Annotated in this window: 20 protein-coding genes and 1 tRNA gene; 15 read left to right on the top strand and 6 right to left on the bottom strand. The window is 63.6% G+C overall.

The annotated features are described in order from the left end of the window. Nucleotides 1-11 precede the first annotated feature (11 nt). From ACYU8T_RS06895 to queA, 4 genes are all read left to right on the top strand, one after another. Complete coding sequence (locus ACYU8T_RS06895) at nucleotides 12-920, top strand: polyprenyl synthetase family protein (protein ID WP_097092734.1); 909 nt, start codon at nucleotides 12-14, stop codon at nucleotides 918-920. A 3-nt stretch (nucleotides 921-923) separates the two neighbouring features. Continuing rightward, nucleotides 924-1,436: a pantetheine-phosphate adenylyltransferase gene (gene coaD / locus ACYU8T_RS06890; protein WP_461158922.1), complete on the top strand. Its 513-nt coding sequence runs from the start codon at nucleotides 924-926 to the stop codon at nucleotides 1,434-1,436. Nucleotides 1,437-1,529: 93 nt separating this feature from the next. Continuing rightward, complete coding sequence (locus ACYU8T_RS06885) at nucleotides 1,530-2,288, top strand: peptidylprolyl isomerase (RefSeq protein WP_461158921.1); 759 nt, start codon at nucleotides 1,530-1,532, stop codon at nucleotides 2,286-2,288. Between the two features lie 68 nt (nucleotides 2,289-2,356). After that, the gene (gene queA / locus ACYU8T_RS06880) at nucleotides 2,357-3,385 is read left to right on the top strand and encodes a tRNA preQ1(34) S-adenosylmethionine ribosyltransferase-isomerase QueA (protein WP_461158920.1); all 1,029 of its coding nucleotides are present in this window, start codon (nucleotides 2,357-2,359) and stop codon (nucleotides 3,383-3,385) included. A 17-nt stretch (nucleotides 3,386-3,402) separates the two neighbouring features. Here the strand turns inward: queA and ACYU8T_RS06875 are convergent, their stop codons facing one another. Both ACYU8T_RS06875 and ACYU8T_RS06870 read right to left on the bottom strand, forming a co-directional pair. Further along, entirely contained in the window at nucleotides 3,403-3,741 is a 339-nt protein-coding gene (locus tag ACYU8T_RS06875; protein WP_097091312.1) for a DMT family protein, read from the bottom strand. 156 nt (nucleotides 3,742-3,897) lie between these two features. Next, on the bottom strand, nucleotides 3,898-4,821 hold the full coding sequence (locus ACYU8T_RS06870) for a DUF2171 domain-containing protein (RefSeq protein ID WP_201513547.1): 924 nt from the start codon (nucleotides 4,819-4,821) through the stop codon (nucleotides 3,898-3,900). 197 nt (nucleotides 4,822-5,018) lie between these two features. On the opposite strand from ACYU8T_RS06870, the gene ACYU8T_RS06865 reads away from it, so the two are divergent. From ACYU8T_RS06865 to ACYU8T_RS06850, 4 genes are all read left to right on the top strand, one after another. Continuing rightward, nucleotides 5,019-5,094: transfer RNA gene (locus ACYU8T_RS06865), tRNA-Ala, on the top strand. Nucleotides 5,095-5,164: 70 nt separating this feature from the next. Further along, complete coding sequence (locus ACYU8T_RS06860; protein WP_461158919.1) at nucleotides 5,165-5,935, top strand: NUDIX hydrolase; 771 nt, start codon at nucleotides 5,165-5,167, stop codon at nucleotides 5,933-5,935. A 3-nt stretch (nucleotides 5,936-5,938) separates the two neighbouring features. Continuing rightward, nucleotides 5,939-6,664, top strand: a complete 726-nt coding sequence (locus ACYU8T_RS06855) for an extensin-like domain-containing protein (protein ID WP_461158918.1) — start codon at nucleotides 5,939-5,941, stop codon at nucleotides 6,662-6,664. 155 nt (nucleotides 6,665-6,819) lie between these two features. Beyond that, a complete protein-coding gene (locus tag ACYU8T_RS06850) occupies nucleotides 6,820-7,104 on the top strand; it encodes a DUF4242 domain-containing protein (RefSeq protein ID WP_461158917.1) in 285 nt (94 codons plus the stop codon). A gap of 2 nt (nucleotides 7,105-7,106) precedes the next feature. On the opposite strand, the gene trpE is transcribed toward ACYU8T_RS06850, so the two are convergent. After that, nucleotides 7,107-8,648: an anthranilate synthase component I gene (trpE, locus tag ACYU8T_RS06845; RefSeq protein ID WP_461158916.1), complete on the bottom strand. Its 1,542-nt coding sequence runs from the start codon at nucleotides 8,646-8,648 to the stop codon at nucleotides 7,107-7,109. Beyond that, the gene (locus ACYU8T_RS06840; protein ID WP_461158915.1) at nucleotides 8,632-10,584 is read right to left on the bottom strand and encodes a peptidylprolyl isomerase; all 1,953 of its coding nucleotides are present in this window, start codon (nucleotides 10,582-10,584) and stop codon (nucleotides 8,632-8,634) included. The genes trpE and ACYU8T_RS06840 overlap by 17 nt, the downstream gene beginning before the upstream one ends. A gap of 174 nt (nucleotides 10,585-10,758) precedes the next feature. Between ACYU8T_RS06840 and tpiA the strand changes: the two genes are divergently transcribed. The 3 genes from tpiA (at nucleotide 10,759) to ACYU8T_RS06825 (ending at nucleotide 13,736) form a co-directional block, all read left to right on the top strand. After that, nucleotides 10,759-11,502, top strand: a complete 744-nt coding sequence (gene tpiA / locus ACYU8T_RS06835) for a triose-phosphate isomerase (RefSeq protein ID WP_461158914.1) — start codon at nucleotides 10,759-10,761, stop codon at nucleotides 11,500-11,502. 130 nt (nucleotides 11,503-11,632) lie between these two features. Beyond that, the gene (gene secG, locus ACYU8T_RS06830; RefSeq protein ID WP_097091317.1) at nucleotides 11,633-12,013 is read left to right on the top strand and encodes a preprotein translocase subunit SecG; all 381 of its coding nucleotides are present in this window, start codon (nucleotides 11,633-11,635) and stop codon (nucleotides 12,011-12,013) included. A gap of 91 nt (nucleotides 12,014-12,104) precedes the next feature. Further along, nucleotides 12,105-13,736, top strand: a complete 1,632-nt coding sequence (locus ACYU8T_RS06825; RefSeq protein ID WP_097091318.1) for a CTP synthase — start codon at nucleotides 12,105-12,107, stop codon at nucleotides 13,734-13,736. 115 nt (nucleotides 13,737-13,851) lie between these two features. On the opposite strand, the gene ACYU8T_RS06820 is transcribed toward ACYU8T_RS06825, so the two are convergent. Continuing rightward, the gene (locus ACYU8T_RS06820) at nucleotides 13,852-15,123 is read right to left on the bottom strand and encodes a serine hydrolase domain-containing protein (RefSeq protein ID WP_461158913.1); all 1,272 of its coding nucleotides are present in this window, start codon (nucleotides 15,121-15,123) and stop codon (nucleotides 13,852-13,854) included. 94 nt (nucleotides 15,124-15,217) lie between these two features. Next, entirely contained in the window at nucleotides 15,218-16,354 is a 1,137-nt protein-coding gene (locus tag ACYU8T_RS06815) for a PQQ-dependent sugar dehydrogenase (protein ID WP_461158912.1), read from the bottom strand. A gap of 248 nt (nucleotides 16,355-16,602) precedes the next feature. On the opposite strand from ACYU8T_RS06815, the gene rimP reads away from it, so the two are divergent. The 4 genes from rimP to ACYU8T_RS06795 all read left to right on the top strand — a co-directional run bounded on the left by rimP (nucleotide 16,603) and on the right by ACYU8T_RS06795 (nucleotide 19,761). Continuing rightward, nucleotides 16,603-17,127, top strand: a complete 525-nt coding sequence (rimP, locus tag ACYU8T_RS06810) for a ribosome maturation protein RimP (RefSeq protein WP_461158911.1) — start codon at nucleotides 16,603-16,605, stop codon at nucleotides 17,125-17,127. Nucleotides 17,128-17,139: 12 nt separating this feature from the next. Beyond that, nucleotides 17,140-18,711 (top strand): transcription termination factor NusA, encoded by a 1,572-nt coding sequence (gene nusA, locus ACYU8T_RS06805; protein ID WP_097091322.1) that lies wholly within the window; start codon nucleotides 17,140-17,142, stop codon nucleotides 18,709-18,711. Between the two features lie 6 nt (nucleotides 18,712-18,717). Continuing rightward, nucleotides 18,718-18,954, top strand: coding sequence for a tautomerase family protein (locus ACYU8T_RS06800; RefSeq protein ID WP_247231499.1), 237 nt, complete (start codon nucleotides 18,718-18,720; stop codon nucleotides 18,952-18,954). 150 nt (nucleotides 18,955-19,104) lie between these two features. Next, the gene (locus tag ACYU8T_RS06795; protein ID WP_247231497.1) at nucleotides 19,105-19,761 is read left to right on the top strand and encodes a DUF448 domain-containing protein; all 657 of its coding nucleotides are present in this window, start codon (nucleotides 19,105-19,107) and stop codon (nucleotides 19,759-19,761) included. The last annotated feature ends 16 nt before the right edge of the window (nucleotides 19,762-19,777 follow it).

Below are 19,777 nucleotides of genomic sequence, written 5' to 3'. Positions count from 1 at the left end.
GCGCCGCGATGATGGAGGGAAGGGCCTCCGGATCAGCATTGTTGGCGGATCGGGCATCTGCCGTCGCTGCCGCCATAGATCGCGCGTTCGATCTGTTGCTAGCCGTCCCGCAAGATCCGCGCGCGCGGCTTTATGAAGCGATGCGGCACGCCGCCATCGGCGGGGGCAAGCGATTGCGGCCACTGCTGGTGCAGGCCGCTGGCGAGTTGTTCAACATCTCGGCGGAATCGCTGCTGCGCGTCGGCCTCGCGATCGAGTGCATCCATGTCTATTCGCTGGTGCATGACGATTTGCCCGCGATGGATGACGACGACATGCGCCGGGGCAAGCCGACGATCCACAAGGCCTTTGATGAAGCGACCGCGATCCTTGCGGGTGACTGCCTCCACGACCTTGCCTTTGAAGTGCTGGCGGATGAGGAAACCCATCCTGATCCGTTCGTGCGGGTGGAACTGGTAAAGGCGCTCGCGCTGTCCAGCGGCCCGGCTGGCATGGCGGGCGGGCAGATGATGGATCTGGAGGCGGACGGCACCAGCTTCGACCTCGCCACCGTCACGCGGCTGCAACAGTTGAAGACCGGCGCGCTCATCGGCTTTTGCGTGGATGCGGCCGCCATCATGGCGCGGATTCCGGCGGAGTCCCGGACCAGCTTGCACGGCTATGCGCGCGACATCGGCCTTGCCTTCCAGATCGCCGACGATCTGCTGGACGTCGAAGGGGACGCCGACCTTGCGGGCAAGGCCGTGGGGAAGGATGCGGCGGCTGGCAAGGAAACCTTCGTCTCCCTGCTCGGGATAGAGCGTGCGCGGGAACAGGCGCGTCTGCTGGTCGATCAGGCCAAGGCGCATCTGCACGGCTTCGGGGCAGAAGCGGACCTGCTGCGCGCGATCGCGGATTATATCGTGGAAAGGGACCGGTAAGGCATGAGCAGTCAGCGGGTAGGGGTCTATCCCGGCACGTTCGACCCGATCACTTTGGGTCACATGGACATCATCCGCCGGGGCGCCAAGCTGGTCGACAAGCTGGTCATCGGCGTCACCACCAATATCGCAAAATCGCCCATGTTCACCGATGAAGAACGGCTGGAGATGGTGCAACGCGAATGCGTCGGTATCGACGCGGAGATCGTCGTTACCGGCTTCAATTCGCTGCTGATGGATTTCGCCGAATCGCAGGGCGCCAGCGTCATCATCCGCGGCATTCGGGGCGTCACCGATTTCGAATATGAATATCAGCTCACCGGCATGAACCGCCAGATCAACCACCGGATCGAAACCGCCTTTCTGATGGCCGATGTATCGCTCCAGCCGATCGCTTCGCGCCTGGTGAAGGAAATCGCGCTGTATGGCGGGCCGATCGACAAGTTTGTCAGCGCCCGCGTGCGGGATGATGTAGTCGCTCGGGTGGCGATGCTCGGGCAGAAGGGCGGCCAATAACAGGCCGCTCAGCCTTCGTTCAGTTGCCAATCGCGAAGAGCGCGCTATCAGGGCAGCTTCGCCTTCAAGGTCCAAATCAGGGAAAGCTTATCCATGCGGTTCAGTTCGGCGTTCAAGACCGTGGCGATCACTGTCGCTCTCTATGCGTCGGGCGGCGTGGCGCTGGCCCAGGGTGGCGCTCCTGGCGGCAATGGCGAAGAGATGAAGCGGGCGGAAGCCGCCGCGCGTGCTGAACAGAACGCGAAATCGATGGGTCAGGACGCAGAAGTGAAGCTGCCGCCTGCGACCGTGCCGGTGGATCCGGAAAATGTGTGGGATCTCGACCTGTCGAGCGGCGGGCGCGTGCGCATCCAGCTGCGCCCTGACATCGCCCCGCAGCATGTCGAACGCATCAAGCAGTTGACGCGTCAGGGCTTCTACAATGGCCTGAAATTCCACCGCGTCATCCCCGGTTTCATGGCGCAGGGCGGCGATCCCAAGGGTGACGGCACCGGCGGTTCCTCGCTCCCTGACCTTCAGGCCGAATTCAACCCGATGCCGCACCTGCGCGGCACCGTATCGATGGCGCGCGCAGCGGACGAGAACAGCGCCAACAGCCAGTTCTTCATCCTCTTCCTGCCGCGCATGCAGCTCGACAAGAAATATACCGTCTTCGGCCGCGTGATCGAAGGCATGCAATATGTCGATGCCATCGCTCCGGGCGAGCCGCCCGTCAATCCGTCAACCATTCTCCAGGCATCGATCGAAAGCGATGGCAAGCCGCCGGTAGCGGCGCTGCCCACGCCTCCAGCGCCCTCCATTGTCGCGCCCGCACCGGCCGCGGCAAAGAAGGCTGCACCGAAGAAGCGCTAAGGCTGAAGGAAGGCGGATCATGCCGGGCCACTCCGGCATGATGATCCTGCTTAGAGGATAGCGCCCGCATGCGCGTAGATCTGTTCGACTTCGAATTGCCTGCTGAGAGCATTGCTCTCCGGCCAGCATCACCGCGGGACGCTGCCCGCCTGCTGCTGGTTGACGGCGACAATCCGCTTGAGGATCGTACTGTGCGTGACCTGCCGAGCCTTTTGCGGCCCGGTGATGTGCTGGTCTTCAACGATACGAAGGTCATCCCCGCCCAATTGGAAGGGCTCCGTGGCCAGGCCAGGATCGGGGCAACGCTCCACAAGCGGCTCGGCCTCCGCCAATGGCAGGCCTTCCTGCGCAACGCCAAGCGGGTTCGCGATGGTGACCAGATAGATTTCGGCGCGGGCGTCACCGCTCTTGCCGGGCCGCGCGACGACGATGGCGGCGTCACCCTGACGTTCGAAGGCGATGAGCCCGTGGAGGTTCTGCTGGAGCGGGCAGGGCGCATGCCGCTGCCGCCCTACATCGCCAGCAAGCGGCCGACCGACGCGCGCGACCGCAGCGACTATCAGACGATGTTCGCGCGCGAGGATGGCGCGGTCGCAGCCCCCACGGCGGCGCTGCACTTTACCCCCGATCTGATGGCAGCGCTGGCGGATGCGGGCGTGGTGTCGGAAACGCTGACGCTGCACGTGGGCGCTGGCACATTCCTGCCCGTGAAGGCTGAAGATACCGACGACCACCGCATGCATGCGGAATGGGGCCGGATCGAACAGGCCACCGCCGATCGGCTGAACGCTGCCCGCCAGGCAGGCGGCCGCCTCATCGCCGTCGGCACGACCAGCCTGCGCCTGCTCGAAAGCGCCTGTGGCGAGGATGGCATCATCCGCCCCTTTGCCGACGAGACGCGCATCTTCATCACGCCCGGCTATCGCTTCCGCGCGATCGATGGCCTGATGACCAACTTCCATCTGCCACGATCGACATTGTTCATGCTGGTAAGTGCGCTCATGGGGCGAGAGCGCATGCAGGCGGCCTATGCCCATGCGATCGAGAGCGGATACCGCTTCTACAGCTATGGCGACTCGTCGCTGCTGCTGCCGTAAGCCGTAGCCCAGCCGCGCTAGGACCGGCCCACGAACAGAAAACCCACCGCCGCCATGATGCACAGAAATGCCGCCGCGTGCCGCCAGTGCAGCGGTTCGCCGAGAACCGTCACCATGAACCCGCCGAACACGATCAGCGCTATCGCTTCCTGAGCGATCTTGAGCTGCCCCGCGCTCCACCCGCTGGCGAAGCCGACGCGGTTCGCAGGCACGGCAAAGCAATATTCGATCAGCGCGATGCCCCAGCTGATCAGGATGACGATCAGGATCGGCTTTTCCATCCCGCCTTTCAGATGCCAATACCAGGCGACGGTCATGAAGATGTTTGAAACGACCAGCAGCAGGATGGTTGGCATGAACGGCCTCGACAGGTGAGGGATGGGCCTGTGCCATCGCCGGTAGGCAGAGCGCAAGAGGGGTGGCAGGCCTTATCGGCCGACGTCGCATAGCCTGTTCGGCGCACAAGAAAAAGGGCCCGGCATCGCCGGGCCCCTTCCGTCGCTCATCGGCAATCAGCGGTAGCGGTACGTGTCGCGCGAGCTGCTGGAACCACTGCTGCTCCAGCTATTCTGGTCGCGTCCTTCCCCGAACATCGCATTCTGCTCGCGTTCGGTGCGCCAGGCTTTGTGCGCTTCATCGGCGGTCTTTTCCAGCGTCACCCGCTGTTCGTCCACCGATCTGATCCAGGACGACGGAACGGAATGGTGCACGCCGCCTGCATCCTGATCGGTCTTGGTCAGGATGATGCGATCGCCGCTCAGCTTGTCGACGGTGCCGATATGTTGGCCGTCGCTGCCCACGACTTCCATATGTTCGCGGACCTGCTGCACCGCCTGCCGCTGTTCCGTGCGGCGCGTGCGCCAGCTGCCGAACTCATTGTTGAAGCGGTCGCGATGCTCGCGTTGATATTCCGCATAGTCGCGATCCAGTTCGTCGATCCGCTGCTGGCGCCAGGCATGATAGTTGGCGTCGTGATGCTCGCCATAATCATGCGTCGGTCCATAGGAGCGGACGCGGTTGCCATGATCTTCACTGCCAAACCCGCTGCGTTCGCCAGTGAAGGGCGCATAGCCCCGGTTCGGCAGATATTGGCTGCTGCGCGATGCTGACGCGAAGCCGATGCGGCTGCTTTCGTCGCGCGGGTCACCATAGGGACGGTTATAATATTCGTCATATTCGCGACGGCGTTCGGCTTCTTCATCGCCGAACCAGCTGCGAATCTCGTCACCTGCCCGATCGAAGAATCCGCGCTCTTCAGGATCATACTGCTCCGGTGCCCGTCGGCTATCAGGACCGCTGAACTGGCCACGCGTTCCATAACGATAGCTGCGGTCATCACGCCAGTCGCGCTGGCCTCGATAGCGGTCCGAGCCGCGATCCCAATCGCCGCGAGTCCTGTCATCGCCTCCATAGCGGCGTCCGCCTTGATAGCCCATGATACTTCTCCTTGGCTGCTGTTGCTACGGCCTCACAGCCGTTGTTTCACCAATGAGTGGAAAGGCGCATCGTTCCGGCCGTTACGTGGAGGTAACATCCATGTTTGGAACCGACCGGTCGCTCGGGCTGGCACGGGCAGATATGAGAAAAAGCCCGTTGCAAGGCAAAAGCGGCTCGCTTATAGGCAGCGCTCCTTGGGGCCGTAGCTCAGCTGGGAGAGCGCGTCGTTCGCAATGACGAGGTCAGGGGTTCGATCCCCCTCGGCTCCACCATCCTTTCTGAAGGAAGGGGTGGTCCTGAAGGACTTTACCGCCAGCATGATGCGCGCCTATGGCGGGTGTCATGACATCATCCAGCATTGAAGGCCGCTCGGCTGCGACCGCGATCATTGTCCGTGACATGCCCGATGGTCCTCCGCACATCCTGATGATGGAGCGGGCAGGGACGATGGCTTTTGCGGCGGGAGCTCTGGTATTTCCCGGCGGCGCTGTGGACGACGCAGATCGCGAACTCGCGCGCACCACGGGGGGCTCGGCGGATGTGGGAGAGACCGCTGCGCGCCTTGCCGCGATCCGGGAGACGCTGGAGGAAAGCGGCTTGGGTATAGGCTTTGCGGCCACGGCGGACCCGGCGCAATTGGCCGAGATGCGTGGAGCTTTGGCAGGAGGCGCGACCCTCTCCGCCATCCTCCAGACGCATGGGCTTGAACTTGCGCTGGATCATTTGACGCCGTTCAGCCGCTGGCACCCGGCGGACGCGGAAATGGCCGCGCGGATTTATGATACGCGCTTCTATCTGGCGCGCGCGCCTGAGGGCCAGGTTGCGACGGCTGATACGACGGAAAATGTTCGCCTGTTCTGGATGAGCGCAGGCGACACAATCGCCCTGTGCGACGCTGGCGGTGGCCGCATCATCTTCCCCACGCGCCGCAATCTTGAGCGGCTGGCGCTGTTCGGCAGTTTTGCCGAGATGGCCGCCCATGCCGCGTCCTTCCCCGTGGAAAAGGTCAGCCCGTGGCTGGAGGAAAGGGACGGCGTGCGCCACCTCTGCATCCCCGATCATCTCGGTTATCCCGTGACTTCGGAACCGATGGAGCATGTGCAGCGTGGTTAGCGCATGCGCCAGCTTCATATCATCCTGCGCAGGCTTCTTCTGCTTGGCGCACTCTGCGCCCTGGCGCTGATCGGCTATGCCTATCTGCGTCATCGGCCGCAGGACCTGCCCTGGACCGATTTGGACCTCGGCCAGCCTGTTGGAATGTTCACGGGCCGCAAGCTCGCCGCTCTGACCGGCGACGCCAACGGATGCCGCGCGCTGCTCGACCGGGCTGGCGTCAGCTATGTCGCGATGAAGCCTAAGGGAACCGGGCAGTGCCGCCACAGCGATGCTGTCCGCTTGCGGCAGGAAGATGGCGCGGCGAGCCTGTCCCCTGCCTCCGTCGCGCCATCCTGCCCGGTCGCCGCCGCGCTCAAGCTTTGGGAGTGGCAGGTGGTGCAACCCGCCGCAGAGCAGAGTCTGGGGAAGCCTGTGGAGACGATCCAGCATCTCGGCTCATACAGCTGCCGCCGCATCTACGGCCGCGCGCAAGGCAGTTTTAGCGAGCACGCCACGGCCGACGCGATCGACATCAGCGGCTTCATCCTGGAAGGCGGCAAACGCATCAGCGTTGGGCGCGATTGGCGGGGTGAGGGGAAGGAAGCCATCTTCCTGCGCGCTGTCCGGGACGGTGCTTGTCGGCTCTTCTCGACCACTCTGTCGCCCGACCATAACGCCGCGCATCATGACCATCTGCACCTGGATCAGGCGGAGCGGGGCAAGCTCGGCGGACGCCTGTGCCGTTAGAGCATCGTGCGCAAAAGTGGGAACCGGTTCTGCGCTTAAAACGATGCGACAACAAAAAACTAGAGCGCGCGACCTGCGTCCGATTAAGCGCAGCGCGCTCTAGCCTTTCGGTGGACTTGCGCGACCTGGAGGCATAGATTCGTCCCTCTTCCCGCATGGAGGTGGTCATGCCGCAGTTCGTGATAGAAAGGGAAATGCCCGGCGCTGGAAGGCTTCGGGGCGATGAACTCAGAAGCGCATCGCAAGGGTCATGCACTGTGCTGCGCGAGCTTGGACCCGACATACAGTGGGTCCACAGCTATGTGACGGACGACAAGATCTATTGTCTCTATCGCGCGCCCAGCGAAGAGCTGATCCGGCAGCATGCCGAGCTTGCGGGGCTTCCGGCCAACAGCATCGCGAGGGTTCGATCGACGATCGATCCCACGACCGCGGAATAGAGCTACTGGCCGAAGCCCGCCTGCCGGGCGAGATCGACGGCCTCCCGCGCTGCCGCGAGGAGCGCGCCGCTCTTCGCTTCGCACTCGCGCTGCTCATATTCCGGCGTCGAGTCGGCCACGATGCCCGCCCCCGCCTGAACATGCATGACGCCATCCTTGAGCACGGCGGTGCGCAGGACGATGCAGCTGTCCATGTTTCCGTCTGGCCCGAAATAGCCGACACCGCCGGCATAGGCGCCTCGCGTCTCGGGCTCCAGTTCCGCGATAATCTCGCACGCGCGGACCTTGGGTGCGCCTGACACGGTGCCTGCCGGAAACCCGGCGAAGAGCGCGTCCAGTGCGTCCTTCTCCGGTGAAAGGCGGCCGACCACGTTCGACACGATATGCATGACGTGGCTGTAGAATTCGACCGTATAGCTGTCGGTTACCGTCACCGACCCGGCAGTGGCGACCCGGCCGACATCATTGCGCCCGAGGTCGAGCAGCATCAGATGTTCGGCCCGCTCCTTGGGATCGGCGAGGAGGCTTTCCCGGTTGGCGGCATCCTCGACAGCACTCTTGCCGCGAGGCCGCGTTCCGGCGATCGGCCGGATCGTGACTTCGCCATCGCGCGCCCGCACCAGGATTTCAGGGCTGGACCCGATCAGCGCAAATCCGGGCAGATCGAGATAATAGAGGAAGGGCGACGGGTTGATCCGCCGCAAAGCCCGATAAAGCGAGATCGGCGGCAAGGTGAACGGACTGGTGAATCGCTGGGCGAGCACCACCTGGAATATGTCTCCCGCGACGATATAGTCCTTCGCGCGCTCGACCATCGCCTTGTAGCGGCCCGGCTCCAGAGCGGGCGTCACCTCGACATCGGCAATGTCCTGCGGGGCGGGGGTCTGCGGCAGGGGCGCGGCAAGACGCGCCGCCGTCGCATCTATCCGCTCCAGGGCCTGTGCAATCGCCGCGTCGGCATCGCTGAAGCTGCCCTTCCACACAGGCGCGACAAAATACAGCGCATCGGCCAGCCGGTCGAAGACAAGGATGATGGTCGGCCGCACGAACAGCATGTCGGGCAGCTCAAGCGGATTGGGTGCAGGCCGGGGCAGCTTTTCGACAAGGCCAACCGTCTCATACCCGAAATAGCCCACCAGGCAGGCGAGGGCAGGGGGAAGCGCCGGGTCAAGCTCCGCACGGCATTCCGCCACCAGCGCCCGCAAGGCATCCAGCGCGCCCGCAGTCTCCAGAACGAAGGCTTGGCGGTCGGCCGCCCACTGGCGATTGATCTCCGCCGTCTGGCCCTCCGCGCGGAAGACAAGATCAGGGGCGAGGCCGATCAGGCTGTAGCGACCCCGTACTGCGCCGCCTTCGACGGATTCCAGCAGAAAGTCACCGCGATCGGGCTCCAACAGCTTGAGCGCGGCGGAAATCGGCGTGTCCGTGTCCGCGATTTGCCGACGCCACACCAGCGCCGAATTACCAGCCGCCAGCGCGGCGCGAGCAGCCGCTATCCCGTCATTGCCTGCGCTGCTTGGCATCATCTTATTGAGCGCCGCCATTGGTGCTGGCGAGCGCCCGCTGCACGGTGGCGACAGCGGACGGGTTCCGGGTCACGCCAAGCTGTTTCTCGACCGCCCGTTCGAACTGCTGGCCATATTCCTGGCCCGCCACGTCGCTCAACTGGCTGCGGACCTGGTTGAGCAGGGCGGTCTGGCCGCCCGCGTCACCGGGCTTGATGCCGTTCAGCTGCACCACGAAATATCCGCGATCCTGACCCACTGGCAGCGTCTTCACGCTGTTCGTCGCCATGGAAAAGAGGATCGCCACTTCGGCGGGCGGACGCTGGCCCTCCCGCATGATGTCGGCGCGGCGGCCCCCCACCGTCTGGGGCGCGGGAAGGCGTACGCCAGCCTGCGCCACGGCATCGGCGAGCTTCATGCCCTTGGCGACCTTCGCCCGGATCTGCTCGGCCACAGCCTTCGCCTTGGCGTTGCCCTGCGCCAGCTTATACTGCGCAAGAACCAGCGGCTTCACCTTTGCAAGCGGCGGCGGCGCGGCGGCGCGAATCTCGGCAGGCGCGGCAAGGGCATAGCGCTGGTCAGGCGTGATCGGCACGAGTTGCGCATCATCGTCCTGGCTCATCTGGAATACCGGCGCCAGCAGCGGCTGGACATCGGCCGAAACCTGATAGGCCTGATCCTCGACCTGCTTGCCATTGGCGATCAGGAAGGGCGTCGTTTCCAGCTTCAGGCCGTTATCCTTGACCACTTCCTCGAAGCTGCCACCATCTGCGATCTGGTCTTCGACCTTGCCGGTGAACTCGCTCAGCAGGCGCTTCTGCTTCTGCGAGCGAAGCGTCGCCGCTATCTCCTCGCGCACGGCTGACAAGGGGCGGGCGGCAACGGTCTTGACGTTCGACACGCGCAGCAGAACCCAGCCGAGCGATCCACGGATCGGACCGGCCAGTTCGCCCTGCTTGGTCGCAAAGGCCGCGTTCGCGACGGCGGCAGAGGAAGAAGCGGTAAGGCCTTCGCGGCTCTGATCGGTAAGCGTCGATGCCTCCAGTCCAGCGGCCTGCGCGGCCGCGGCGAGCGACTTGCCCCCCTTGACCTGCGCTGCGATCGTCTTGGCGGCGGCTTCGCTCGGCACGATCAGCTGTTCGAAGCTGCGGCTTTCCTTGGCGGCATAGCTCGCCTTGTTCTGATTATAGGCTGCGGCGATTTCCGCGTCGGTCGGCTGCGCGGCCTGGGCGAAGCGCTCCCCATCGATCACGGCGTAGCGAATGCGCCGCTGTTCGGGAATCGTGAAGCGCGCGGCATTCTGCTGATAATAGGTCGCGAGTTGCGCATCGCTCGGGTCCTTGATGTCGGCGAAGGCGGCGGCGGGAACAGCGGCGATGGTGCCCTGACGCGCCTCCAGCAGCAGCGAGGCATAGGGCAGGACGACACTGTCGGGCAGCTTCACGCCAAGGCCGAGAGGCGCGAGCATCTGCCGCTCCAATATCTCGCGGGTGATGTCTTCGCGCAGCGCCTGCTCCGTGATCCGTTCGCGCACCAGCAGCTGGCGGAAATTATCCTGGCTGAAATTGCCTGCCGCGTCCTGAAACGCCGGGATCTGGGCGATCTGCGCATCGACGAGGCGCTTGGAGATATGGACGCCCTGATCCTTCGCATATTCCTTCAGCGTCATCGCGGCGACGAGTTGGTCATAGATTTGCGCGACCGCGCCCTGCGCCAGGAAATCGCCGATCTGGAGACCCGGAGTCGCCCGGCGCGCATTTTCGAAGACGCGCTGGACCCGCTCTTGCAGCTCTGTAACAGTCAGCCGGGTCCCGCCAGCCTTCGCCGCCGTCTCGCCACGGCCGCCCAGGGACGAGCCGAACTGGCCGCTGGACAAATCGCCCAAGATGAAGGCCGCCGCGATGATGCCGAGGAAAAGAAGCGCGAAAAGAGCGCCGAATTTCGAATGGATGAAGCGGCGAAAGACTGAAAGCATGGAGAGAAGTCCAACAAGGAAAGACTTTTACAGGCGGCCCGCTTTAGGGGCGGATCGTCGCGGCGGCAAGTGCGGCTTGGCTGGACAAATGCCGTCCCTTTGTCCATCGGCCTGCGGAAGGGCCGGTCTGTCAGGCTGGCGAATGGACGGATGACTTGAAAGGGGTACGGATCGATGGGCAGGCGCAAGCTGGTGGTCGGCAACTGGAAGATGAATGGCCTTCGCGCACAGCTGCCGGAAGTGGAAGCGATCGGCGCGCTTGCGGCCGAACGTCCGGTGGTCGAAGTGGGGCTTTGCCTGCCCGCGACACTGATCATGGCGGCCAGCCAAGTGAAGGGCGGCGCCTTCGTCGGCGCGCAGGACTGCCACATGAAGGACAATGGCGCGCACACCGGCTGCCTGTCGGCGGCAATGCTGGCGGAAGCAGGCGCGAGCTGGACGATCGTCGGCCATAGCGAGCGGCGTCAGGATCAAGGCGAAACCGACGCCGACGTCGCCGCCAAGGCGCTCGCGGCCAGGGCGGCGGGCCTCAAGGTGATCCTGTGCGTCGGCGAAAGCCTGGACGTGCGCGACGCTGGCGGTGCCGAGGACGTCGTTTCCGCGCAGCTGCTTGCCTCCTTGCCCGAAGGCGCGGCGGCCGATTGGCTGGCGGTCGCCTATGAACCCATCTGGGCGATCGGCACCGGTCGCATCCCGACCATGGAAGCGGTCGAAGCCATGCACAAGGCGCTGCGTGCAGCGCTCGCCAGCCGGATCGGCGCGGGTGAGGCGAACGCCATGCGCATCCTCTATGGCGGCTCGATGAATGGCGAGAATGCCGCCGAACTCATGGCAATCGAAGATGTCGATGGCGGCCTTGTGGGCGGCGCAAGCCTCACCGCTACGAAATTCGCGCCGGTGATCGCTGCCGCTGGTTGAGGCGGGAGGGGGCGGCCTTTCGGCCCTGCCCGGGATCTGATCAGCACGACGAAGCCCAGCGCCGGTTGCCCCCGCCGCCCATCGCCGCTATGGGCTCTCCAACGCACCCCATTCGGACAGATATTCTCGCATGTTCACCTTCATCCTCGTCGTGCAGGCCATCGTTGCGGCTTTGCTGGTCACCGTCATCCTGATGCAGAAGTCGGAAGGCGGCGGCCTGGGTGTGGGTGGCAGCCCGGCAGGGTTGATGTCCGCGCGGGGTGCGGCGGACTTCCTGACGCGCTCGACGACCGTCCTTGCGTCGATCTTCGTGCTGCTGTCGATCGTCCTTGCGGTGATCGCGTCGGTTCAGCACGCGCCGAGCGATATCGATACGTCGCTGGTGAAGCAGGCTCCCTCTGCCCCTGCGGGCCAGGCTCCGGCGACCGGCAATGCCGATCCGCTGGCCGGTGCGGCAGGCGCTGCGAGCAATGGCCAGGCGGCTAACGGCGCGGTTCCGCTCGCCAACTGAACTTTTTCGTTCAAATTTTCGATCTTTTTTGCTCGCGCGTGGATTCGCGCGCTTGCCCAACTTGTTTGTAAAAGGCTAAGCCTCCACTCCCATGGCGCGGTATATTTTCATCACCGGCGGCGTGGTCTCCTCGCTTGGTAAAGGCCTTATGGCCGCATCGCTCGCAGCGTTGCTGCAGGCGCGAGGTTTCCGTGTGCGTATCCGGAAGTTCGACCCTTATCTCAATGTCGATCCGGGCACGATGAGCCCGTATCAGCATGGCGAAGTCTATGTGACCGATGACGGGGCGGAGACCGACCTCGACCTTGGCCACTATGAGCGCTTCACCGGCGTTTCCGCGCGCCAGTCGGACAATGTGACGCAGGGCCGCGTCTACCAGACGATCATTCAGCGCGAACGGCGCGGCGATTATCTCGGCGCGACGGTGCAGGTGATCCCCCACGTCACCGACGAGATCAAGGCGTTCGCCACTGCCGACACCGATGACCTCGACTTCGTGCTGTGCGAAATCGGCGGCACGGTAGGTGACATCGAATCGCTCCCCTTCATGGAAGCGATCCGCCAGCTGCATAACGACCTCGATCGCGGTCAGTCGATCTTCGTCCATGTGACGCTGGTGCCCTACATCGCGGCGGCCGGCGAGCTGAAGACCAAGCCGACCCAGCACAGCGTCCGCGAACTGACGTCGCTCGGCATTCAGCCGGACATCCTGCTTTGCCGCTGCGAACATCCGCTGCCGGAAAGCGAGCGCAAGAAGATCGCGCTTTTCTGCAACGTGCGTCCCGAGGCCGTCATCCCCGCGCTCGACGCCAGCAGCATCTACGCCGTCCCCGCGCAATATCACGCGGAGGGCTTGGACGAGGAAGTGCTGCGCGCCTTTGGTATCCAGGGCGCGCCCAAGCCGTCGCTCGACCGCTGGCTCGACATCATGGATCGCCAGCAGAACCCCGAAGGCGAAGTGACGATCGGCGTCGTCGGCAAATATGTCGGCCTGCCCGACGCCTATAAGTCGCTCTACGAAGCGCTGACCCATGGTGGTTTTGCCAACCGGGTGAAGGTCAACATCAAGTGGATCGACGCGGAACTCTTTGAAAAGGGCGATGACGTTGCCGCCAGCCTTGAACCGATGCACGGCATTCTCGTCCCCGGCGGCTTCGGCGTGCGCGGTTCCGAAGGCAAGATCGCCTCGGTCAAGTTCGCCCGTGAACGCAATGTGCCCTTTTTCGGCATCTGCCTCGGCATGCAGATGGCCTGCATCGAAGGGGCGCGGAACACGGCCGGAATCCCGGACGCTTCGACCACCGAATTTGGCGAGACTTCAGAGCCGGTCGTCGGCCTCATCACCGAATGGATGAGCAGTGAAGGCCTGCAAAAGCGCACCGCCGAAACCGATCTTGGCGGCACGATGCGCCTGGGCGCCTATCCCGCCAAGCTCACCGGCAACAGCGTCGTGGCGGGCATCTACGGCACCGGCGACATCAGCGAACGGCACCGCCACCGCTACGAAGTCAACGCCGGCTATCGCGACAGCCTTGAAAAGGGCGGCCTGATCTTTTCAGGCATGTCCCCCGACGGCACGCTGCCGGAAATCGTCGAGCGTCCCGATCACCCCTGGTTCGTGGGCGTGCAATTCCACCCGGAACTCAAGTCCAAGCCTTTCGACCCGCATCCGCTGTTCGCCAGCTTCATCGAAGCGGCGGTGAAGCAGAGCCGGCTGGTCTGATCGCCCAACAGAGTCGATCGGTGGACTGTCTCTACCCCCGTCACCCCGGACTTTGATCCGGGGTCCCGCGTCGTTTCGTCCGGAAGGTGGGGTAGCCCGCTCCTCGCGCCGAGGTTCATGATGTCCGGGCTGAACCCAGATCGTCATGAACCGCTTTTGGCAAGTTCATTGCGAAATCGAAGACCGACATATTGTTGATCAAGCCGGTCACCCGAAGCCGCTGTGCGGGCACGATAAAGCCGATCGTCCCCGCAGCGCCCATCCAGCCGAACAGGCCTTTGAACCCGCCATGATCGGCAATGCAGCCGCCCGCGCCAAAGCCCACGACGCCCGGAATGCCAAGATAATCGCGCATGCTCACGCCTTGCGGCAGGAGGTTCGCGGTTCCAGCGGCCACGGCGTCCGGCGGCATGACCTCCGCCCGGTCCAGGCGTCCGTTATTCGCCAGCATGGCCAGGAAGCGATCATAATCATGGGCCGTTGATATGAGCCCGCCGCCGCCCGAAGGAAATGCGGGCTTGCTGAGGAATATCGAAGCCGGGCCCGCATCGACCTCCGTCAGCTTGGCGCTCCTGCCTGTATAGCTCGTGACGAGACGCGCCTTCTTGCTCTCTGGCACATAGAAGAAGGTGTTGCTCATGCCCAAAGGCGCGAAGAACCGCCGCTCCAGAAACTGCTCGAACGGCATGCCTGCCACGATCTCGATAATATGGCCGAGCAAATCCAGCCCCACCGAATAGCTCCACGCTGTTCCCGGGTTTGAAAGCAGGGGAGCCGCCGCCAGCCGATCCGCGAAATCCTTCAGGCTCGAAGGCGGGGCTTGCTCCAGCCGTTCCGCATGGCTGATCAGGTTCTGCCTCAGCCCCAGCTTTTCATATATCCCCTTGAGCGGCCCTTTGACCGCAGGCCCGCCACCAAGACCGGCGGTGTGCGTCAAAAGGTGGCGGATCGTCATCACGGAAGTAGCAGGACGAGTTTCAACGCCTTGCCCAGGATTGGCCAGTACGCGCGTATTCGCAAAGCCGGGGATGAAATCGGCTACTGGCTGGTCGATCTTCATCCGGCCTTCTGCGATCAGCAGCATTGCCGCCATGCCGGTGATTGGTTTCGTCATCGAATAGACGCGAAACAGGGTGTGCTCATCCACTTGGAGCGCGCTATCAAGCGCGATCGTGCCGCTGCTGATATAATCTGGGCGGTTTGTTCTTTCGCCGATCGCGACGATAGCGCCCGGAACAGCCCTTTCACCAATGACGCCATCCACCATCGAGCGGACGGCAGGAAAGCGTCTTGCGCCTGCGCGCGCATATCCGGGCGCAGCGCCCATCATCCCCAGGCAAATTGCGCTTTTCAGCAGATCGCGTCGCACGAATGCCGCATGTGGCATGGCCGTCCTCCCCCTCATTATCGATCACTATCGTGTCGATTGTCATGATGCGGGTCAACGGCTGACGCGGCACGTTCCTGTCAGCAGGATCGTCCTAATTAGCGGGCGTCAGCTTCAATAACCGCCCCTGCGAGCCCTGGCCGCCATCCTCCAGCAACCACAGCGCCCCGTTCGGACCTTGCTCGACCTCGCGGATGCGAGCGCCCATGTCCCACTGATCCGCTTTCGCCGCATTCTCCCCATCCAGCTTCACGCGCACCAGCGCCTTGCTCGACAGCCCGCCGATAAAGAGGGAATTCTTCCACTGCGGGAACAGATCGCCCGAATAATAGAGCAGCCCCGCAGGAGAGATTACCGGGTTCCACCAGACCTTCGGCGCTTCATAGCCATCATGCGCGCTATGGTCGGGGATCGGCTTTCCGTCATAATGATCGCCGTTGGACACCTTGGGATAGCCATAATTGAGCGCTGGCTTGATGAGGTTCACCTCATCCCCGCCCTTGGGGCCCATCTCCTGCTCCCACAGCCGCCCGTCCTTGTCGAACGCGATGCCGAGCAGGTTGCGGTGGCCATAGGACCAGACGGCAGGGTGGAAACCCTTCGCCGCCAGCGGATTGCCAGCAGCCGGCGTGCCGTCCAGGTTCAGCCGCAGTACCTTGCCCAGCGTTGCCTTCGGGTCCTGCGCCGGATCGAACTTCTGCCGCTCGCCATTGGTGAAGAACAGATATTTGCCATCGGGCGAGAAAGCGATCCGCCCGGAATAATGCCCATTGCCCTCGACATAGGGTGTCGCGCGGAAGATCGTCTTGACGCCATCGAGCTTCGTTGTCCCGTCGCTCGCCTGGTTGAAGATGCCCGTCGCCAGCGCCACGCCCTTGCCGCCGGGGCCGCTTTCCGAAAAGCTGAAATAAACCTTCCGATCCTGCCCGAACGTCGGCGAGAGGACGACATCCATCAACGCGCCCTGGCCCGCACTATCAACTTTGGGCATGCCGGCGACCGGTATCTTCGTCCCGTTCTTCGGATCGAACAGGATCATCTCGCCCGCCTTTTCCGTGATCAGCGCCCGCCCGTCCGGAAGGAACGTCATCGCCCAGGGCGAATCAAAGTCTGCAATCACCGACGTCTTGAACGGCTTTTCCGCAGCCGCGGCGCTGTTCTGACCCGTCGCATTCTCGGAAGAACAGGCGAGGAGGACAAGGGGTAGGGCAGTGATCAAAACCCGATTCATATCAACCTCCGTTCGCCCCGAGCCTGTCAAAGGGCTTCTCTTTTCATGAGAGAATGGAGGGGCTTCGACAAGCTCGGCCCGAACGGATCGGTCGCCCCCTGCCTGTAAAAGTCCCGTGCACGAATAATGTTGCAGCATTATCGCATCGCGCCTATATCGCCCTTGCTTCCTAACATCGTCAAACATGTCGGGGTCGCAAGCGGAAAGGCTTGCGGCGGCGGGAACGCACATATTCTGTTGGAGACTGCATGGCGGACATCGCCGAACTGACCGCGCTGATCGAACCGGAGGTGAAGGCCTTGGGCTTCGACCTCGTGCGCGTGAAGCTGTTCGGGTCGGGTGACGAATATACGCTGCAGATCATGGCGGAAAATCCGGTGACCAAGCAACTCGTGATCGAAGACTGCGCCACCATCTCGCGCCGCCTGTCCGATGTGCTGGACGAAGCTGATCCGATCGAGGAAGCCTATCGGCTGGAAGTCAGCTCCCCCGGCATCGATCGCCCGCTTACCCGCCTCCACGATTTTCTGGAATGGGCAGGGCATGAGGCGAAGATCGCCACGGCCGAAACGGTCGCCGGGCGCAAGAGCTTTCGCGGCATCCTGAAGGGTGTGGAGGGCGAGGAAATCCAGTTCCAGGATAACAAGGCCGGGGACGTCGCCATCCCCTTCGCGCTGGTCGGCGATGCCAAGCTGATACTGACCGACGCGCTTATTTCTGCTAGCATGCCGCTCTCCTCCGATGGGGCGGACGAGTTCGAAACCGAAGAGTAAGGGTTCACGACCATGGCCAACGCCATTTCCGCCAACAAGGCCGAGTTGCTCGCCATCGCGAACAGCGTCGCCAGCGAGAAGATGATCGACAAGGCGATCGTCATCGAGGCGATGGAAGACGCGATCCAGCGCGCCGCCCGCGCGCGCTATGGTGCCGAAAACGACATCCGTGCCAAGCTTGATCCGGACAGCGGCGACCTGCGCCTGTGGCGCGTCGTCGAAGTGGTCGAGGCGGTTGATGACTATTTCAAGCAGGTTGACCTCAAGCAGGCGCAGAAGCTGAAGAAGGACGCGGTCATCGGCGACTTCATCGTCGATCCGCTGCCTCCGATCGACCTCGGCCGCATCGATGCCCAGTCCGCCAAGCAGGTGATCTTCCAGAAGGTCCGCGATGCCGAGCGTGAGCGCCAGCACGAAGAATTCAAGGATCGCGTGGGTGAGATCATCACCGGCGTCGTCAAGTCGGTCGAGTTCGGCCATGTCGTGGTGAACCTCGGCCGCGCCGAGGGCGTCATCCGCCGTGATCAGCAGATCCCCCGCGAAGTCGTCCGCGTCGGCGACCGCATCCGCTCGGTGATCTTGAACGTGCGCCGCGAAAATCGCGGGCCTCAGATCTTCCTCAGCCGCGCACATCCCGAATTTATGAAGAAGCTGTTCGCGCAGGAAGTGCCCGAAATCTATGACGGCGTGATCGAGATCAAGGCCGCTGCTCGCGATCCGGGCTCGCGCGCCAAGATCGGTGTCATCAGCCGCGATTCGAGCATCGACCCGGTCGGCGCCTGCGTCGGCATGAAGGGCAGCCGCGTGCAGGCCGTCGTGCAGGAAATGCAGGGCGAAAAGATCGACATCATTCCCTGGTCGGAAGATACCGCGACCTTCGTCGTCAACGCGTTGCAGCCCGCGCAGGTCGCTCGCGTCGTCATTGACGAGGAAGAAGAGCGCATCGAAGTCGTCGTGCCTGACGATCAGCTGTCGCTCGCCATCGGCCGCCGTGGCCAGAACGTCCGCCTCGCCAGCCAGCTGACCGGCAAGGCCATCGACATCATGACCGAGGCTGACGCGTCGGAAAAGCGTCAGAAGGAATTCGTCGCGCGTTCCGAATTGTTCCAGAACGAGCTTGACGTGGACGAAACCCTTTCCCAGCTGCTGGTGGCCGAAGGCTTTGGCGAGCTGGAAGAAGTCGCCTATGTGGGCGTCGAGGAGCTGGCCGCGATCGAAGGCTTCGACGAAGACCTCGCCGCCGAGCTTCAGAGCCGCGCGCAGGAAGCATTAGAGCGTCGCGAAGCAGCCGCCCGTGAGGAACGTCAGGCGCTTGGCGTCGAGGATGCGCTGGCCGACATTCCGCACCTTACCGAAGCGATGCTGGTGACGCTGGGCAAGGCGGGCGTGAAGACGCTCGATGACCTCGCCGACCTTGCGACCGACGAACTGATCGCGAAGAAGCGTGTCGATCAGCGCCGCCGCCGCAACGAAGGTGCCGAGGACAAGGGCGGCATCCTTGCCGAATATGGCCTCAGTGAAGAGCAGGGCAATGAGATCATCATGGCCGCCCGCGCGCACTGGTTCGAGGGCGAGGAAGCCTAAGCCCCGATGCCTTTCGTAGACATCCGTCTGGCCGGAAACGCCACCCGTGAGCAGAAAGCGGCTATCGTCGCCGACGTCACCCAGTCGCTTGTCGAGCGGCTGGGGAAGGCGCCCTCTGCCGTGCAGGTGGTGATTTCGGAAATCGCGACGGAAAATTACGGGTCGGGCGGCATGTTGATTGCCGACCGCGCCGCCGAGCCCAAGCCAGGGGAGGACGCAAATGCTGCGGTCACTTCCCGATGAGAGGCTAAGGCTTCACTATTGTGAAAATCCTCCCCGGGAAGGGGAGGGGGACCGGCGAAGCCGGTGGAGGGGTGGTGCGCTGACGATAGGGGAAAACCCCTCCGTCAGCCCTTCGGGCTGCCACCTCCCCTTGAAGGGGAGGATTTCGGTATGACCGAACGCAAATGCATCCTCTCGGGCGATCGCGCCGATCCCGAAACGCTGATCCGCCTCGCCATCGGCCCGGAAGGTCAGGTCCTGCCCGACATCCGCGCCAAGGCGCCGGGGCGAGGCGCGTGGATCGGCGTCCCCCGCGCGGAACTGGAACAGGCCCTCGCCAAGGGCAAGCTCAAGGGCGCGCTCTCCCGCTCGTTCAAGACCGGCGATCTGCAAATCCCGGACACTCTGCCGGACCTGATCGAGGACGGGCTCCGCAAGGCGCTGCTCGACCGCCTCGGCCTGGAAGCACGCGCGTCGATGGTCCTCACCGGATCGGAAAAGATCGACGTCGCCTGCCGCCAGGGCAAGGTCCAGCTGCTGCTCCACGCCAGCGATGCGGCGGCTGACGGCAACCGCAAGCTCGATCAGGCGCTGCGCGTCGGGCAGGAGGCTGAAGGCACGGAATTGGCGGGCATCGTCTTGCCTGTGGACCGGAACGCCCTATCTATGGCAATGGGGCGTGATAACGTCGTCCATATCGCAGTGACCGACTCGCGCGCCGCGTCGCGTCTGCGTGCGGCTATTGGCCGCTTGGAAAGCTATCTGGGTTGCGCTACCGGGGCGCCCGTGCATGGGGAGCATGACTCCGCCGATGCGCAGGGCGTCTAGGCTGCATGGAATGAAG

The sequence above is a fragment of the Sphingobium sp. TomMM35A genome, from assembly GCF_054771735.1.
This window is presented reverse-complemented; position numbering and strand designations above follow the sequence as displayed.